Genomic DNA, 16549 nt, shown 5'->3' with positions numbered 1-16549 from the left:
GGGATGAGGCCATGACCCGCCGCATCCTCCAACTCGCCCTCGGCCTGCCGCTGTACGGCTTCGGCTGTGCGCTCACCGTCCTGGCGAGCCTGGGCGTCGACCCGTGGACCGTGCTCGCGCAGGGGGTGTCGCGACAGACCGGGATCGGCATCGGCTGGGTCGTGAACGGGATCGGCCTCCTCGTGATGCTGCTGTGGATCCCGCTGCGCCAGCGACCCGGGGTCGGCACGCTCGCCAACATCCTCGTGGTGGGCTCCGCGATGCAGGTCGCGCTGTGGCTGCTGCCCGCGGTGGACGGGTTCGTCCCGCGCCTGCTCGTGCTCCTGGCGGGGATCGTGTGCGTCGCGGTCGCGAGCGGACTGTACATCGGCGCCCACTTCGGCGCGGGTCCCCGCGACGGACTCATGACGGGGCTCACCGGGCGCTTCGGGTGGCCGACCTGGCTGGCGCGCGGCTCGGTCGAGCTGAGCGTCCTCCTCGGCGGCTGGCTCCTGGGCGGCGACGTCGGGCTCGGCACGGTGCTCTTCGCGGTGCTGATCGGGCCGCTCGTGCACCTCACGCTCCCCGTCCTCGACACCCGCCGGGAACGCGCCCCGCAGGCGGCGCCGCGGCATGCCCGCACGGCCCCCGGTACGCTGGGAGGACACCTCCCCTCGTAGCTCAGTGGATAGAGCAGGAGCCTTCTAATCTCTTGGTCGGGCGTTCGAATCGCCCCGAGGGGGCAGCATCCGCCCGGCGGCCACGTCGGACGCCGCGACTAAGCTGGCGGCATGAGTGGCACTGAAGGCGACCGCCTCGTCTGGATCGACTGCGAGATGACCGGCCTCGACCTGGAGGTCGACCAGCTGGTCGAGATCGCGGTGGTCGTGACCGATTTCGAGCTCAACGTGCTCGACGAGGGCTTCCAGGTCGTCATCAAGCCCGACCAGTCGGCGCTCGAGCACATGAACGACTTCGTGACCGACATGCACCGCACGTCGGGACTGCTCGACGAGATCCCCTCGGGGGTCTCCGTTGCCGAGGCGGAGTTCCAGACGCTCGAGTACATCCAGCGCTTCGTGCCGGTCGAGGGCAAGGCGCCGCTCGCCGGCAACACGATCGGCACCGACCGGATGTTCCTGGCCCGGTACATGCCGCGCGTGGACCGGTGGCTGCACTACCGGAACGTCGACGTCTCCAGCATCAAGGAGCTGTCGCGTCGCTGGTACCCGCGGGTGTACTTCAACGCGCCCGCGAAGAACGGCGGACACCGTGCGCTGGCCGACATCCGCGAGTCGATCCGTGAGCTCGCGTACTACCGCGAAGCGGTGTTCGTCGCGGCTCCGGGACCCTCCACGGACGACGCGCGGGCGACCGCTTCGGCCGTCGTGTCATCGTTCGGTCAAAGTATGTGACAGAATTGTCTGGTTGCCCGCGAGGGCACATGGTGGGTATAGCTCAGTTGGTAGAGCACCTGGTTGTGGTCCAGGGGGTCGCGGGTTCAAGTCCCGTTACTCACCCCAAGCGCGTGGCGCCTCCTCAGGCGCCACGCGCATCCCTGACAGTCGGCACGGGTACGCGATGATCGAGATGGATGCGGATGCGTTCGAGTCGCTCGTGCTGACCGAGCTCGACGCTCTGCCCGACGACATGGTCGACGGGCTCGACAACGTCGTGTTCGTGGTCGAGGACCGTCCAGAGGACGGGAGTCTCGACCTGTTCGGCGTGTACGACGGCTGGGCGCTCACGGAGCGCGACCGCTACGGCATGGGCGAGTTGCCCGACCGCATCGTCGTCTACCGCGACCCGCACCTGCACGCCTGCGACGACGAGGCGGCGCTCCGTGCCGAGGTGCACACGACCCTCGTCCACGAGATCGCGCACTTCTACGGCATCGACGACGCGCGTCTGCACGAGCTGGGGTGGGCATGACCCCCGTCGCCGCGCCCCGCGAGGATCTGGGTCTCGACGAGGCGACCGCGATCGGCGCGCCGTGGCAGACCGTCGTCTGGAACGACCCGGTCAACCTCATGAGCTACGTCGTCCACGTCTTCCGCACGTACTTCGGCTACCCGCAGGACGTCGCCACGCGGCTGATGCTGGCCGTGCACGAGCAGGGGCACGCCGTGGTCGCCGAGGGCGCGCGGGAGCAGATGGAGCTGCACGCCCAGGCGATGCACGACTACGGTCTGTGGGCCACCGTGCGGCGGGTGCCGGCATGAGCGGTCCGGTGATCATGGACATCACGCGCGTCGAGGCGCTGCACCTGCGCGAACTCGTCGCGCAGTTCGTCGACCTGCTCTCCGATCCGCGGTCGGACGACCCGGCCGTGGCCCGCCTCACCCCGTCCGCGTACCCGGACGACCCGGACGCCGCGAGGGAGTTCCGTTCGGTCACCGAGCGCGAGCTCCTGCGACGCCGGACGGACGACGCAGGCGCGGTGCTCGCCGACCTCGCAGTCGCGGGAGACGTGTCCGAGATCGCGGACCTCCCCATGGCGGAGGCCGTCACCGAGCTGGAAGTGCCCCTCGACGCCGAGCGGGCGGCATCCTGGATGCGGACCCTGAACGCGGTGCGACTCGTGCTCGCCGAGCGCCTCGGCATCCAGACCGAGGACGACGTGGACGCCACCGACCCCCGCTTCGCGGTCTACGAGTGGCTGGGGTACCGGCTCGACACGCTGGTGCGGGCGCTGGACGACGCGCCCGCCGGCTGAGCACGACCGGAGCCGCTCACGCCCCGGTCACGTCGAAGACGTGCGTTGCGAGCGAGCGGGGGTCGTCGCTGGCGAGGTGGATCTCCTCCTGCGCCGCCCAACGGTCCCAGAACGGCGCGTAGGCCTCCCCGTCGCGGTCGAGCGCGCGGCGGCGGCGGAGTGCCGTCGGGGCGTCCAGCCACACCGCGACGTCCGCGTACGGGGCGGTCTCGCGGGTGAGCGACCCCACGCCCTCCACGACGAGCGGGGTGCCCGGCGCCACGACGTGCACCTCGGCGGGCGCGTCGGCGGTCCAGTCCCAGCGGCGCCAGTTGCCGGCCCGCCCGGCCGCCCGCGGTGCGAGCACGTCGCGCGCGAGCACCTCGGATGCGGCGTGCAGCCCGTCCCACCCGGGATAGACGAGTTCCAGGTCGAGCCGGGCCTCGCCGGGGCGGACGAGGAGCCCCGCGAGCGTGGACTTGCCCGCCCCGCTGCGCCCGTCGATGAGCACGAGCGGGTCGGGCCGGTCGACGGCGTCGACGGCACGGCGGACGGCCGCGGCGATGCGGACGAGGACCTCGGGTGCGTCCCCGCCTGCGGTCACTTCTTCAGCGCGCGGATGATCCGGGCGAAGGCCTTGCCGGCGACCCACACGAACGGGATGCCGACGGCGAGGAGTGCGACGAGGTTCGGTTCGAACCGCAGGTCGTCGCCGCGGCGCACGTACGCGCCCACCGGGACGACGTAGCCGCCCCCGCCGCCGGCGGAGCGGTCGGCGTCCTCGGCGGCACCGCCGAAGCCGCTCCAGGCGAGCGCGACGGGGACGAAGCGCACCCCGTCGACGTCCTGCTGCTCGCCGTACGCCGTGGTCACGCCGACGGATGCGGCCTGCTTACCGAGATCGAGGACGAAGTTCGACATGGTGACCACGCTATCGGGCGGCGGCGCGGCGCGGACACCGTCTTGCGCGTCGCGGTTCGAGCGCGTAGACCCCGCCTCAGAGTCGGCGCGCGCCCTCGCCGACGACGGCCAGCCGGGCGAGCATGAACCCGGCGACGATGCCGAGGAGGCATCCGACGGCGCCGCCGATGAGGATGGGGTGGCCGTCGTGGAGCATCCCGATGAGGCAGGCGACGAACCCGAAGCCGGAGGCGACGATGACGATCGCGGCCCAGACCGCGACGATCACGCGCTTGATGACGATGTCGGGGTCGCGATTCGGCGTGGACATGCGCACAGCATAGGCCGCGTCGCCGAGCCGCTCGGTGGAATCACCGGGACGGGTACGGTTGCCGCATGTCCACGCCGCCGACGCCAGGGACCTCCGAGGTCGTCCGACCGGTCCCCGTCCGCGACCTCGTGTTCGAGGTCCGGTCACGCACGCCGGCGCGTGAGCGGTCGGCGCCGGTCGTCCTCGTGCACGGCATCGGCATGTCGCACCGGTACCTCGCGCGGCTCGCCCGCGAGCTCGCCCGCGACCGGGTCGTGCACACGGTCGACCTCCCCGGGTTCGGTCGCACCCCGAAACCCCGCCGCGACGTCGGCGTCTCGGAGATGTCGGCCGGGCTCGGCGAGGTCCTCGATGCGCTGACGGATCGACCGGTGGTGCTGGTCGGGCAGTCCATGGGGGCGCAGTGGGCGGTCGAGCTGGCGGCGCAGCGTCCCGGACTCGTCGCCCACGTCGTCCTGCTCGGCCCGGTGGTCGACGACCGAAGGCGGACGGCAGCGGCGCAGGGGCTCGCCCTGGCGCTGGACGCGCTGCGCGAACCGCCCGCGACGAACGCGATCCTCCTCACCGACTACCTGCGCTGCGGGCCCCGCTGGTACCTCGCACAACTGCGGCACATGCTCCGCTACCGCACCGAGGACGCGGTCGCCGCGCTGACGGTGCCCCTCCTCCTCGTCCGTGGCGGCCGCGACCCGATCGCGGGCCGGGACTGGTGCCGCCGGCTCCGTGACCGCGCGCTCGACGCGGTCCTGGTGACGGTGCCCGGCGGGCCGCACAACGTGCAGCGCTCCCGGCCGCGCGCGGTCGCCGCCGCGGTCCGCGCCTTCGTCGACCACGGCGGCACGGCGTGACGGGGCTGCTGCGGCGCGGCCGGTGGTGGGCGGAGGACTACGTCTACGCCGGGTTCCGGCAGGTGGCCGCGACCCTCGACCGGACGGATGCGGCGGCGCTCCGCTCCGGGACGGGCTCCCCCGTCGTGCTGCTTCCCGGCGTCTACGAGTCCTGGCGCTTCCTCGCCCCGCTGGCGCGGTGGCTGCACGCGCAGGGGCACCCGGTGCACGTCGTCGAGCCGCTGCGACACAACCGCCGGCCGGTGACCGACAGCGCCCGGCACGTGGCCGACGTGCTGCAGGCCCGCGACCTCACCGGGGTGACGATCGTCGCCCACAGCAAGGGCGGGCTGATCGGCAAGGAGGTCATGCTCGGGACGGCGGGCGGCCGCATCCGGAACATGGTGGCGATCGCGACCCCGTTCGGCGGTTCGCGCTACGCCGCGTACCTGCGGGGACCGTCGCTGCGGATCTTCTCACCGCGCGACCCGACCATCGTCCGGCTCGCGCTGGAGACCGCCGTCAACACACGGATCACGTCGGTCGCCGCGACCTTCGATCCGCACATCCCCGAGGGCAGTTCGCTCGTCGACGCCAGGAACGTCCTGGTGCCCACCGGCGGACACTTCCGCATCCTCGCCCGCCCCGAGGTGCGGCACGAGATCCTGCGGGCGCTCGCGGCGTCCTGAGCCGGGTCAGTGGTCGAGGCGCGGCGGTCTCGGGTGCGAGGGCAGCGAGCTCGCCGTCCGCACGCCGCCCAGGAGCGCGGCCCGTGTCACGGCGCCTCGGCCGAAGCGTTCGGCGGCACCGTCGAGCGCCTCCTCCACCCGGCGCCATTCCGCGTCGTCGTCCCACAGCGTGGCGACGCCCGCGGCGGGGCGGAGCGCCTCCGCCCGGACGCCGACGAGCCGCACCGGCAGCGGACGCTCGAGCGCGTCGAAGAGGTCGATCGCGGCGTCGCCGATGCGCTGCCCGACCGAGGTGGGCTCGGGGAGGGTCGTACTGCGGTTCACGGTGCGGAAGTCGGCGAACCGGATCTTGATGGCGACGGTGGCGCTCTCGGCGCCGTGTGCGCGCAGGCGTGCGCCCACCCGGTCTGCGAGCCGGCGCAGTTCCACCCGCAGGGCGGTCGCGTCGTCGACGTCGGTGTCGAACGTCTCCTCGTGCCCGATGCTCTTCTCGGTGCGTTCGGTGACGACCTCCCGCGCGTCGATGCCGCGGGCGAGCTGCCACACGCGCTCCCCCATCGCGGGCCCGAGCGCCCGGTCGAGCGAGGCGCGCGGCGTCTGCAGGATGTCGCCGACGGTGCGGATGCCGCGGGACTCCAGCGCCTCCGCCGACTTCGGACCGACGCCCCAGAGTGCCCGCACCGAGCGCGGCGCCAGGAAGGCCTGCGTCTGCGCCTCGGGGACGATGAGGAGGCCGTCGGGTTTGCTGAGCGTGGACGCCATCTTCGCGACGTGCTTCGTCGCGGCCGCACCCACGCTGCAGGTGAGGCCGGTGCGCTCGCGGACGCGGGCGCGCAGCATCCGGGCGATCTCCCCCGGCGACCCCCAGAGCCGCCGGACGCCGCGGACGTCGAGGAACGCCTCGTCGATCGAGAGGGGTTCGACGAGGGGCGTGATGTCGTTGAAGACGCCCATCACCTGCCGGGACAGCTCGACGTACCGGTCGAAGTGGGGTCGCACCACGATCGCCGTGGGGCACAGGCGCAGGGCCTGCGACACGGGCATGGCGGAGCGCACCCCGAACCGGCGGGCCTCGTAGGAGGCGCTGGAGACGACGCTTCGTCCCTCGGGCGCGCCGACGATGATCGGCTTGCCGGCGAGCGAGGGGTCGTCGAGCACCTCGACCGAGGCGTAGAACGCGTCCATGTCGACGTGCAGGATGCCCGCGCCGGTGTCGTCGGCACCCGGCGGCGACACGATGCGACCGCGGCCGTCCGTCCTTCCCACGTCTCCATCCTCCCCCGCCCCGCCGACATCCGGGCCGTCGTGGACGCCGAGACTGCATCTGGGCGCCGAGACTGCGGGGTTACCCCGCTGCTTCGGCGCCCAGATGCAGTTTCGCGGACCGCGCGTCTGTTACTGCGCGGCGCGCTCCAGGATGAGCTCGCGCACGCGGGCGGCGTCCGCCTGGCCCTTCATCGCCTTCATGACGGCGCCGATGACGGCACCGGCGGCCTGCACCTTGCCGTCCTTGATCTTCGCGAGCACGTCGGGCTGGGCCGCGAGCGCCTCGTCGATCGCGGCGATGAGCGCACCGTCGTCGGACACGACCGCGAGCCCGCGGGCGTCCACGACCTCCTGCGGGGTGCCCTCGCCGGCGATGACGCCCTCGAGCACCTGACGGGCGAGCTTGTCGGTGAGCGTGCCGGCGTCGACGAGCTGCTGCAGCGCGGCGACCTGCTCGGGGGTGACGAGCTCGGCCGGCTCCTTGCCCTCGGCGTTCGCGATGCGGCTGATCTCGCTCATCCACCACTTCCGGGCGGCGGTGGGCGACGCGCCGGCGGCGACCGTGGCCTCGACCTCGGCCAGCAGCCCCGCGTTCACGACACCCTGGAAGTCGATGTCGTTGAAGCCCCAGTCGGCCTTCAGCCGGCGGCGGCGGGCCGCGGGCGGCTCGGGGAGCGCCGTGCGCAGCTGCTCGATGAGCTCGGGCGCGGGGACGACCGGCAGCAGGTCGGGCTCGGGGAAGTAGCGGTAGTCGTCCGCATCCGACTTCGGGCGTCCGGGCGAGGTCACGCCGGTGTCCTCGTGCCAGTGGCGCGTCTCCTGCGTGATGGTGCCGCCGGCGGCGAGGATCGCGGCCTGCCGCTGGATCTCGTACCGCACGGCCCGCTCGACCGACCGCATCGAGTTGACGTTCTTCGTCTCGGTGCGGGTGCCCAGCTTCTCCTGCCCGCGGGGGCGCAGCGACACGTTGGCGTCGCAGCGGAGGTTGCCGCGCTCCATGCGCGCCTCGGAGATGCCGAGCGAGCGGACGATGTCGCGGATGGTGGCGACGTACGCCTTCGCGATCTCGGGGGCGCGGTGCTCCGCGCCGAAGATCGGCTTCGTGACGATCTCGACGAGCGGCACGCCCGCGCGGTTGTAGTCGACGAGGGAGTACTCGGCGCCCTGGATGCGGCCGGTGGAGCCGCCCATGTGGGTGAGCTTGCCCGCGTCCTCCTCCATGTGCGCGCGCTCGATCGGCACCTCGACGATCGTGCCGTCCTCGAGCTCGACCTCGACGGCGCCCTCGAACGCGATCGGTTCGTCGTACTGCGAGATCTGGTAGTTCTTGCCGAGGTCGGGGTAGAAGTAGTTCTTCCGCGCGAAGCGGCTCGACGGCGCGATCGAGCAGCCGAGGGCGAGGCCCAGGCTGATCGAGAACTTCACGGCCTCCTGGTTCACGACCGGGAGCGAGCCGGGCAGGCCCATGTCGACCGGGGCGACGAGCGTGTTCGGCGTGGCACCGTGGTTCGCCTCGTTGGCGGGGTTCGGCGCGGCGGAGAACATCTTCGTCGCGGTGTTCAGCTCGACGTGCACCTCGAAGCCGAGCACGGGCTCGAACAGTTCGAGGGCCTCGTCGAAGTCCATCAGCTTGTCCTTGGCCATCAGCGGGCCCCTCCCAGGATCGGTGCGCGGTCCAGCAGCGGGCCGCCCCAGCCGTCGACGAGCAGTGCCTCGAGCGCCGCGCCCACGCGGTACAGGCGGGCGTCCTCACGCACCGGCGCGAGGAACTGGATGCCGACGGGCAGCCCGTCCTCCTCCGCGAGCCCGGTCGGGATCGAGATGCCGGGGACGCCGGCGAGGTTCGCCGGGATCGTCGTGACGTCGTTGAGGTACATCTGCAGCGGGTCGTCGATCCGCTCCCCCAGCTTGAACGCCGTGGTGGGCGCGGTGGGCGTGGCGATCACGTCGACCTGCCCGAACGCGGCGTCGAAGTCGCGCTGGATGAGCGTGCGCACCTTCTGCGCCGAGCCGTAGTACGCGTCGTAGTACCCGGCCGAGAGGGCGTAGGTGCCGAGGATGATGCGGCGCTTCACCTCGTCGCCGAAGCCGGCGTCGCGGGATGCGGCCATGACGTCCTCGACGGTGCCGCCGGGCACGTCGACGCGCAGGCCGAAGCGCACGGAGTCGAACTTCGCCAGGTTGCTCGAGGCCTCCGCGGGGAGGATGAGGTAGTAGGCGGCGACGCCGTACTCGAAGTGCGGTGCGCTGATCTCGACGATCTCGGCGCCCTGCGCCTCCATCTTCGCGAGGGCGGCGCGGAAGGATGCGGACACACCGGGCTGGAAGCCGGAGTCGGGCAGTTCGGTGATGACGCCGACCTTCAGCCCCTTCAGCACGTCACCGCGGGCGCCCTCGCGGGCGGCCGCCGCGAACGAAGGCCAGTCCTGCGCGAGCGAGGTGGAGTCGTTCGCGTCGTGACCGCCGATGACGTCGTGCAGAAGCCCCGCGTCGAGCACGGTGCGGGTCACCGGACCCACCTGGTCGAGCGAGGAGGCGAGGGCGATCGCGCCGTAGCGGCTGACACCGCCGTAGGTGGGCTTGATGCCGACGGTGCCGGTGACGTGCGCGGGCTGGCGGATCGAGCCGCCGGTGTCCGACCCGAGCGCGAGCGGCGCCTCGAACGCGGCGACGGCCGCAGCCGATCCACCGCCGGAGCCGCCGGGGATGCGGTCGAGGTCCCACGGGTTGCGCGTGGGCCCGTACGCGGAGTGCTCGGTGGAGGAGCCCATCGCGAACTCGTCCATGTTCGTCTTGCCGAGCGGCACGAGGCCGGCGGCGCGCGAGCGCGCGACGACGGTCGCATCGTAGGGCGACATGTAGCCCTCGAGGATCTTCGATCCGCTCGTGGAGGGCATGTCGGTCGTGACGAGCACGTCCTTGATCGCGAGGGGCACGCCGGCGACGGGGCCGAGGTCCTCGCCGGCGGCGCGGCGACGGTCGATGTCGGCCGCGACCTCGAGGGCGTGGTCGCTCACGTGCAGGTAGGCGTGGACGTCGCCGTCCACTGCCGCGATGCGGTCGAGGTGCGCCTGGGTGGCCTCGACGCTCGAGACCTCGCCGGAGGCGAGCTTGTCGGCGAGGTCCGCCGCGGTGAGACGGGTGAGGTCCATCACTGCTCCTCCCCCAGGATCGCGGTCACGCGGAACCGGTCGTCCGCCGCATCCGGTGCGTTCTGCAGCACCTGCTCGGTGGTCAGCGTGAAGCCGACCTCGTCGGGACGGAAGACGTTCTCCAGCGGGACCGGGTGGCTCGTGGCCGGGACCTCGGGGGTCGCGACCTCGGAGACCTTGGCGATGTTGTCGACGATGGCGTCGAGCTGGCCGGTGAGGCGCTCGACCTCGTCGTCGCTCAGCTGGATCCGGGCGAGCACGCCGAGATGGCGCACGAGATCAGGGGTGATTTCAGACACCCCCCAAGTCTACGGTTCGCCGGATGCGCTCCCGGGCGCCCGGTGTGGGACGGCCCGCACCCTCGTTAGGCTGGCGCGGTGACGACGTACGACCCGCCCCGTCCCTGGATCCGCAGCTACGCCGAGGGGGTTCCGGCCGAGCTGGGCCCGGTCACCGGCTGCCTCACCGACATCGTCGCCGCATCCGCCCGCGACTACCCGGACGCCCCGGCGCTCGAGTTCTTCGGGCGCGAGACGACGTACCGCGACCTGCAGGCGCAGATCGACCGCGTCGCGGGTGCGCTGCACGAGCTCGGGGTGCGCAAGGGCGACACCGTCGCGATCGTGCTGCCGAACTGCCCGCAGCACATCGTCGCGTTCTACGCGGTGCTGCGCCTGGGCGCCGTGGCGATCGAGCACAACCCGCTCTACACGCCGCGGGAGCTCCGCAAGCAGTTCGAGGACCACGGCGCGAAGACCGCCATCGTGTGGAACAACGTCGTCTCGACCGTCCAGGAGTTCCCGCGGGACATGGCGGTGACGACGCTCATCTCGGTCGACGTCGTCCGCGCGATGCCGGGTGCGATGCGGGTCGCCCTCCGCCTCCCCGTGCCGAAGCTGCGCGAGTCCCGCGCCGCGCTCACCACGCGCGTGTCGGGGACGATCCCGTGGGAGAAGGTCGTCGCACACGCGCCGCTGCCCGCACCCCACCCGGTGCCGACCACCGACGACCTGGCGATCATCCAGTACACGAGCGGCACCACCGGAAGCCCGAAGGGCGCCGCGCTCACCCACCGGAACCTGCTCGCGAACGCGCTGCAGGCGCAGGCGTGGGTGCCCTCGATCACGCGCGGGAACGGATGCGTCGTCTACGCCGTGCTGCCGATGTTCCACGCGTACGGCCTCACCCTCTGCCTCACGTTCGCGATGTCGATGGGCGCCCGGCTCGTGCTGTTCCCGAAGTTCGACCCGGACATGGTGCTGAAGGTCACGAAGAAGCACCCGGCGACGTTCCTGCCGCTCGTGCCCCCGATCGCGGCGCGGCTGCTCGCCCGCTCCGAGGAGACCGGGATCCCGATCGCCGGCACCGGCATCGCGATCTCCGGTGCGATGGCACTCGATCACGGCCTCGTCGTGCCGTTCGAGGAGGCGTCCGGCGGATACCTCGTCGAGGGCTACGGGCTCAGCGAGTGCTCCCCCGTGCTCATGGCGAACCCGGTCGCCGAGCACCGCGTGCCCGGCACGGTGGGACTCCCCCTGCCGGACACCGAGTGCATCGTCGTCGACCCTGAGGACCCGGCCCGCGTGCTCAGGCCGAACGAGCCCGGCGAGCTGCTCGTGCGCGGGCCGCAGGTGTTCTCCGGTTACTACGGCAAGCCGGAGGAGACGGATGCGGTCTTCCATGGGGACTGGTTCCGCACCGGTGACATCGTCACGATCGACGACGACGGGTTCGTCCGGATCGTGGACCGCATCAAGGAGCTCATCATCACGGGCGGGTTCAACGTGGCGCCCACCGAGGTCGAGAACGCGCTGCGGCAGCATCCGGACGTCGCGGACGTCGCCGTGGTCGGGCTGCCGAGTTCCCACTCGGGTGAGGACGTGGTCGCCGCCGTCGTGGCGCGCGAGGGGGCGACGGTCGACCCGGAGCAGGTGCGGGAGTACGCGCGCGGTGTGCTCACTCCGTACAAGGTGCCGCGCAGGGTGGTCGTCATCGACGACCTGCCGCGTTCGCTCATCGGCAAGGTGCTGCGCCGTCAGGTGAAGGCGCAGTTGCTCGCCGAGTGACCGCCGGGGTCGGGGTCTGGCGGCGCCGCGTCGGTGCCGGCGGTCGTGAGCGGTCGCGACCAGGCGACCTCACGCTCGAGCTGTCCGGTCTCGCGGAACAGGCGCACCTGGTGGGTGTCGGCCAGCGCGGCGGCGAGGCTGTCGCGGTCCGCCGGCGCGAACCCGAGTCGCTGCCAGAAGGGCCCGGACCGGCGGCTGAAGAGCCACGCGGTGCCGGCTCCCTCCTCGGCTGCACGTGCGAGCGCGAACCGCGCGAGTTCGGCGCCGGTGCCGCGTGAACGGCACGAGGGATCGACGGCGACGCTGCGGATGAGCGCGTGGCGGCCGTCGGCGTTGCGTTCGTACCCCGTGCTGCCGGTGATCGCGCCGGCGTCGTCGACGAGCAGCCAGAGGCGCACCCCCGGTGCATCGAGGCCGCTGAGGGTGAGATCGACCCGGCGGAGGAACGCGGTGAGCGCCGCGACGTCGCGCGCTTCACACCGCCGCAGTCTCATGGACGCCAGTCAACCACTGCGCGGTGCTGGTTCGGTCGCGTCGTGCTGCGGGTGCGATGGGCGCTCGGTGCGATCGAACCCGCGTGTGTGCTGCGGTCTCGGGTGGATGTCGGTGGCCCGGCGTAGTGTTTCGGGTATCAGGAACCGCCGCACACGTGCCCATTTCGTGCGACCCCGATGCCACCCGGATGGGTGGTGGGATGAGGAGCGATCATGGGCACGGGCACCGGGCATCTCGACCGGCTGAAGGCGCTGGTGCGGGATGCTGCGGCAGCGCATCGTGCGGTCGCGGTCGCGCAGGCCGCGGAAGCGCGGGTGTTCGCGGATGCGGTGGAGCTGGTGCTGGAGCGGCAGGCGGCGCTGCGTGCGGAGGGCCGGCTCGGTGAGGGTGACATCCCGTTGCGGGAGGTGTGCGCGGAGCTTGCGACCGCGTTGCGACTGTCGGATGCGGCGGTGCAACGCCGCCTCGGGGATGCGGCGTCGCTGCGGTCCGGGTTTCCCGCCACAACGGCGGCGTGGGAGCGGGGCGAGGTCGATGCCGGGCAGGTGTCCGCAATCCTCGGCGCCGGGATCCCGCTGACCCCGGAGCACCGGGACCGGTACGAGCAGATCGTGCTCGACGCGGCGCGGACGGAGGCCGCCGGGCGGATGCGGCACATCACCCGGGTCGTCGCCGCCCGCATCGACCCGGACGGCGCGGCCGAGCGGGTCGCGGAACGGCACGCGGAACGCCGGGTGCGGGTGATCGACCTGGACGACGGGTTCGCCCGGCTGCTCGCGGACCTTCCCGCGACCCTCGCCTACGCGATCCACGACCGGCTCACCCGCATGGCCACCACCGTCCGCGACGGCGAGGGCAGTCACGGGGACGGTGACGCTGTCGCCCAGGCGCAGGGCGACGCGGATGCTGAGGCCCCGACCACCGGTGCCCCACACGCCGCAGACTGCAATCCCGGTTCCGCCACGATCGGCGACACCGGTCCTGCGACCGCCACGACCGGGGCCAAACGTCCCGCCCGCCAACACGGGCAGGAGCCAGCGCACAACCACTCGCACGACGACGCCCCGACGTTCGTCACGGACGCCACCCGTCCCGCCCGGCACGGGCAGCTGGGAACCCCACCGGCGGCCGGTGCCGGCGACCCGCGGACGCTGGATCAGCTCCGGGCGGACGTGCTCGCCGACCTCCTCCTCGCCGGCGGCACCGTCGCCCACGGCGACGGCCTGACCGCGGTCACCGGGCACGTGCAGGTCACCGTCCCCGTCCTCACCGCCGCCGGCCAAGGCAACGCACCCGCGCTGCTGGCCGGGCACGGACCCATCGACCCCGACACCGCGAAACGCCTCGTCGGGGCAGCATCCGGGTGGGACCGGGTCCTCACCCACCCGTACACCGGCACCGTCCTCGACGTCGACCGGTACCGGCCACCCGAAGCGCTCAAACGCCTCCTCCGCGCGAGGGATGAACACTGCCGGTTCCCCGGCTGCCGACGCCTCGCCCGCGGCGCCGACCTCGACCACACCATCGACGCCGCCCTCGGCGGGGACACCAGCCTCCACAACCTCGCCCACCTGTGCCGACGCCACCACACCCTCAAACACCACACCGCCTGGACCGTGCGACAACGCACAGGCGGCGTCATCGAATGGCGAAGCCCCACCGGACGCACCCACCACGACCGACCACCCGCCACCATCACCTTCACCCCCGACACCCACACCGGTACCCACACAGGCACCGGCACGGGCACAGGCACCGGCACCGGCACCGAGCCACCACCGTTCTGAGTCCGGTGCCCGCACGTCGCCCCAGGTCGCCCACGCCCGGCGAACCACGGCACGACCGCGGGGTGGGCGGTGTCACACCCACCCGGCCGCGCCGACAGCCGGGATCCATGTCGGCGGGGTGCTGCCGTGGCGTTGTGCGGGCTCCCCCGGGTCAGCCCAGCGCGTCCGGCCCCTGTTCGACGAGGATCTTGAACTGCGCGGCATCGAGGATCCGGATGCCGAGCTCCTCCGCCTTCGCCAGCTTCGACCCCGCGCCCGGTCCCGCCGCGACGAAATCGGTCTTCTTCGAGACGCTGGACGCGGCCTTGCCGCCGGCGGCGATGATCGCCTCCTGTGCGCCCTCACGGGTGTACCCCTCGAGGGAACCGGTCGCCACGACCGTGTAGCCGCTGAGCACGCCGCCCTCTGCATCCGCGGCGCCCGGGCCGGGATGTCCCGGCGTCGCCCAGCGCACGCCTGCCGCCGCCCACCGGTCGACGATCTCGCGGTGCCAGTCGACCTCGAACCAGTCGAGCACCGCGTCGGCGATGATCCCGCCGACGCCCTCGACCGCCGCCAGCTCCTCGCGGGATGCGGCCCGGATGGCGTCCAGCGAACCGAACCACTGCGCGAGCGCACGGGCGGCGACCGGCCCGACGTGCCGGATGTTCAGCGACACGAGCAGCCGCCACAGGTCCTTCGTCTTCGCCTTCTCGAGCTCCTCCAGGAGCTTCACCGCCTGCCCGGACGGCTGCGGCCCGGTGAGCCCCGCCTTCTTCTCATCGGCGGTCGGGTTCCGCCGGAACGGGCTGCGGGTCTTCACGACGCCCGCCTCGTTCTCCTTGGGCAGCCCGGTCTCGGCGTCGCGGACGACGACCTCGATCGGCACGAGCTGCTCGAGCGTCAGGTCGAACAGCCCGGCCTCGGTGTCGAGCGGCGGCGCCTCGGGCACCTGCGGCTGCGTGAGCGCGGCCGCCGTCACCTCGCCGAGCGCCTCGATGTCGAGCGCGCCGCGCGAACCGATGTGCTCCACCCGACCGCGCACCTGGGCGGGGCAGGACCGGGAATTCGGGCACCGCAGGTCGATGTCGCCCTCCTTCGCGGGGGCGAGCGGCGTGCCGCACTCCGGGCACTCGGCGGGCATCACGAACGCACGCTCGCTGCCGTCGCGGAGTTCCGCCACCGGACCCAGCACCTCGGGGATGACGTCGCCCGCCTTGCGGAGCACCACGGTGTCGCCGATGAGCACGCCCTTCGCCTTCACGACGTCCTGATTGTGCAGCGTCGCCTGCCGCACCACGGACCCCGCGACCCGCACCGGCTCCATGACGGCGTACGGCGTCGCACGCCCGGTGCGCCCCACCGACACGACGATGTCGAGGAGGCGGGTGTTCACCTGCTCGGGCGGGTACTTGTACGCGATCGCCCAGCGCGGCGCGCGACTGGTCGCCCCGAGCTCGTCATGCAGCGCCAGCTCGTCGACCTTCACCACGATGCCGTCGAGCTCGTGCTCCACGTCGTGCCGGTGCTCGCCGTAGTACGCGACGAACTCCAACACGCCGTCGATGTCGGCGTTCACCCGGTTGTGCCCGCTGACCGGGAGCCCCCAGCCGGCGAGCAGCCCGTACACCTCGCTCTGCGCGGCGACCGGCGGGTCCTGCCACGCCCCGATGCCGTGCACGTACAACCGCAGCGACGAGATCCGCTCCAGCGCCGACTCCCGCTCGAGCCCCGTCTTCTTCTCCAGCTGCTGGCGGAGCCCGCCGCTCGCGGCGTTGCGCGGATTGGCGAAGGCGGGGAACCGGCGCTGCGCGGCCGCGCGGGCCTTCTCCTCGTCGAACTCGCCGGACGCACCGCGTCGCGACTCCCAGCGCTCACGCGCCTCGGCGACCGCGCGTTCGCGCAGCTCCGCCTGCAGGGCGTTCAGCCGCTCGAACGCCTCGACAGGGATGAACACCTCGCCGCGCACCTCGACGAGCGCGGGGTGCCCGGTGCCCGAGAGCCGCTCCGGGATGTCGGCGAGCCGCAGCGCGTTCTCGGTGACGATCTCGCCTATCCGCCCGTCGCCGCGGGTCGCGGCGGACGTCAGCACGCCGTGCTCGTAGCGAAGGCTGATCGCGAGCCCGTCGATCTTCAGCTCGGTCAGCCAGTGCACGCCGCGGCCGGCGGACGCCGCCGTCTTCGTGCACCAGTCGCGCAGCTCCTCCGGCGAGAAGACGTTGTCGAGACTGAGCATGCGCTCGGCGTGCTCGATCGTCGCCAGGTCGGTGCCCTGCGCCGCCCCGACCGACTGGGTCGGGGAATCCTGTCCCTGCAGCTCGGGGAACGACCGCTCGAGCTGTTCGAGCCGCCGCATCCACCCGTCGTACGTGGCGTCGTCGAC

Annotated in this window: 18 protein-coding genes and 2 tRNA genes; 11 read left to right on the top strand and 9 right to left on the bottom strand. The window is 72.5% G+C overall.

Going from position 1 to position 16549, the window contains the following annotated elements; genetic code table 11:
* Positions 1-11 precede the first annotated feature (11 nt).
* The 7 genes from yczE (at position 12) to ACWAUO_RS04700 (ending at position 2695) form a co-directional block, all read left to right on the top strand.
* The gene (yczE, locus tag ACWAUO_RS04730; RefSeq protein WP_460773505.1) at positions 12-659 is read left to right on the top strand and encodes a membrane protein YczE; all 648 of its coding nucleotides are present in this window, start codon (positions 12-14) and stop codon (positions 657-659) included.
* Positions 650-722: transfer RNA gene (locus ACWAUO_RS04725), tRNA-Arg, on the top strand. Before yczE ends, ACWAUO_RS04725 begins: the two co-directional genes overlap by 10 nt.
* 48 nt (positions 723-770) lie before the next feature.
* Positions 771-1394 (top strand): oligoribonuclease, encoded by a 624-nt coding sequence (gene orn / locus ACWAUO_RS04720; protein ID WP_460773503.1) that lies wholly within the window; start codon positions 771-773, stop codon positions 1392-1394.
* Between the two features lie 32 nt (positions 1395-1426).
* Positions 1427-1502, top strand: a tRNA-His gene (locus tag ACWAUO_RS04715).
* Positions 1503-1560: 58 nt separating this feature from the next.
* Complete coding sequence (locus ACWAUO_RS04710; protein ID WP_460773500.1) at positions 1561-1911, top strand: metallopeptidase family protein; 351 nt, start codon at positions 1561-1563, stop codon at positions 1909-1911.
* Entirely contained in the window at positions 1908-2201 is a 294-nt protein-coding gene (gene clpS, locus ACWAUO_RS04705) for an ATP-dependent Clp protease adapter ClpS (RefSeq protein ID WP_460773499.1), read from the top strand. Before ACWAUO_RS04710 ends, clpS begins: the two co-directional genes overlap by 4 nt.
* Positions 2198-2695, top strand: a complete 498-nt coding sequence (locus ACWAUO_RS04700) for a DUF2017 family protein (protein WP_460773496.1) — start codon at positions 2198-2200, stop codon at positions 2693-2695. The genes clpS and ACWAUO_RS04700 overlap by 4 nt, the downstream gene beginning before the upstream one ends.
* A gap of 16 nt (positions 2696-2711) precedes the next feature.
* Here the strand turns inward: ACWAUO_RS04700 and ACWAUO_RS04695 are convergent, their stop codons facing one another.
* The 3 genes from ACWAUO_RS04695 to ACWAUO_RS04685 all read right to left on the bottom strand — a co-directional run bounded on the left by ACWAUO_RS04695 (position 2712) and on the right by ACWAUO_RS04685 (position 3905).
* The gene (locus ACWAUO_RS04695; RefSeq protein ID WP_460773495.1) at positions 2712-3278 is read right to left on the bottom strand and encodes a nucleoside/nucleotide kinase family protein; all 567 of its coding nucleotides are present in this window, start codon (positions 3276-3278) and stop codon (positions 2712-2714) included.
* On the bottom strand, positions 3275-3595 hold the full coding sequence (locus ACWAUO_RS04690; protein WP_460773493.1) for a hypothetical protein: 321 nt from the start codon (positions 3593-3595) through the stop codon (positions 3275-3277). The genes ACWAUO_RS04695 and ACWAUO_RS04690 overlap by 4 nt, the downstream gene beginning before the upstream one ends.
* Positions 3596-3671: 76 nt before the next feature.
* Positions 3672-3905: a hypothetical protein gene (locus tag ACWAUO_RS04685; RefSeq protein ID WP_460773491.1), complete on the bottom strand. Its 234-nt coding sequence runs from the start codon at positions 3903-3905 to the stop codon at positions 3672-3674.
* Positions 3906-3970: 65 nt separating this feature from the next.
* On the opposite strand from ACWAUO_RS04685, the gene ACWAUO_RS04680 reads away from it, so the two are divergent.
* Both ACWAUO_RS04680 and ACWAUO_RS04675 read left to right on the top strand, forming a co-directional pair.
* A complete protein-coding gene (locus ACWAUO_RS04680; protein WP_460773490.1) occupies positions 3971-4753 on the top strand; it encodes an alpha/beta fold hydrolase in 783 nt (260 codons plus the stop codon).
* Positions 4750-5421, top strand: coding sequence for an alpha/beta hydrolase (locus ACWAUO_RS04675; protein WP_460773488.1), 672 nt, complete (start codon positions 4750-4752; stop codon positions 5419-5421). Before ACWAUO_RS04680 ends, ACWAUO_RS04675 begins: the two co-directional genes overlap by 4 nt.
* Before the next feature lie 6 nt (positions 5422-5427).
* On the opposite strand, the gene ACWAUO_RS04670 is transcribed toward ACWAUO_RS04675, so the two are convergent.
* From ACWAUO_RS04670 to gatC, 4 genes are all read right to left on the bottom strand, one after another.
* Positions 5428-6687 (bottom strand): DNA polymerase IV, encoded by a 1260-nt coding sequence (locus tag ACWAUO_RS04670; RefSeq protein ID WP_460773487.1) that lies wholly within the window; start codon positions 6685-6687, stop codon positions 5428-5430.
* A 129-nt stretch (positions 6688-6816) separates the two neighbouring features.
* Positions 6817-8331, bottom strand: a complete 1515-nt coding sequence (gatB, locus tag ACWAUO_RS04665; RefSeq protein ID WP_460773485.1) for an Asp-tRNA(Asn)/Glu-tRNA(Gln) amidotransferase subunit GatB — start codon at positions 8329-8331, stop codon at positions 6817-6819.
* Complete coding sequence (gene gatA, locus ACWAUO_RS04660) at positions 8331-9839, bottom strand: Asp-tRNA(Asn)/Glu-tRNA(Gln) amidotransferase subunit GatA (protein ID WP_460773484.1); 1509 nt, start codon at positions 9837-9839, stop codon at positions 8331-8333. Before gatA ends, gatB begins: the two co-directional genes overlap by 1 nt.
* Complete coding sequence (gatC, locus tag ACWAUO_RS04655; protein ID WP_460773482.1) at positions 9839-10138, bottom strand: Asp-tRNA(Asn)/Glu-tRNA(Gln) amidotransferase subunit GatC; 300 nt, start codon at positions 10136-10138, stop codon at positions 9839-9841. Before gatC ends, gatA begins: the two co-directional genes overlap by 1 nt.
* 78 nt (positions 10139-10216) lie before the next feature.
* Here gatC and ACWAUO_RS04650 point away from each other — a divergent pair, with 78 nt between their 5' ends.
* Complete coding sequence (locus ACWAUO_RS04650) at positions 10217-11905, top strand: long-chain-fatty-acid--CoA ligase (RefSeq protein ID WP_460773481.1); 1689 nt, start codon at positions 10217-10219, stop codon at positions 11903-11905.
* On the opposite strand, the gene ACWAUO_RS04645 is transcribed toward ACWAUO_RS04650, so the two are convergent.
* On the bottom strand, positions 11875-12399 hold the full coding sequence (locus ACWAUO_RS04645) for a GNAT family N-acetyltransferase (protein ID WP_460773479.1): 525 nt from the start codon (positions 12397-12399) through the stop codon (positions 11875-11877). The genes ACWAUO_RS04650 and ACWAUO_RS04645 overlap by 31 nt on opposite strands.
* 213 nt (positions 12400-12612) lie before the next feature.
* On the opposite strand from ACWAUO_RS04645, the gene ACWAUO_RS04640 reads away from it, so the two are divergent.
* Positions 12613-14187 carry an HNH endonuclease signature motif containing protein gene (locus ACWAUO_RS04640; protein WP_460773478.1) on the top strand — a complete coding sequence of 525 codons (1575 nt, stop codon included), beginning with the start codon at positions 12613-12615 and terminating at the stop codon, positions 14185-14187.
* Between the two features lie 151 nt (positions 14188-14338).
* On the opposite strand, the gene ligA is transcribed toward ACWAUO_RS04640, so the two are convergent.
* Positions 14339-16522, bottom strand: coding sequence for an NAD-dependent DNA ligase LigA (gene ligA / locus ACWAUO_RS04635; RefSeq protein ID WP_460774353.1), 2184 nt, complete (start codon positions 16520-16522; stop codon positions 14339-14341).
* Positions 16523-16549 lie beyond the last annotated feature (27 nt).

The organism is Microbacterium sp. GXF7504 (genome assembly GCF_054798235.1).
Note: the sequence above shows the minus strand (reverse complement) of the source record. Positions and strands in the feature narration are given on the sequence as shown.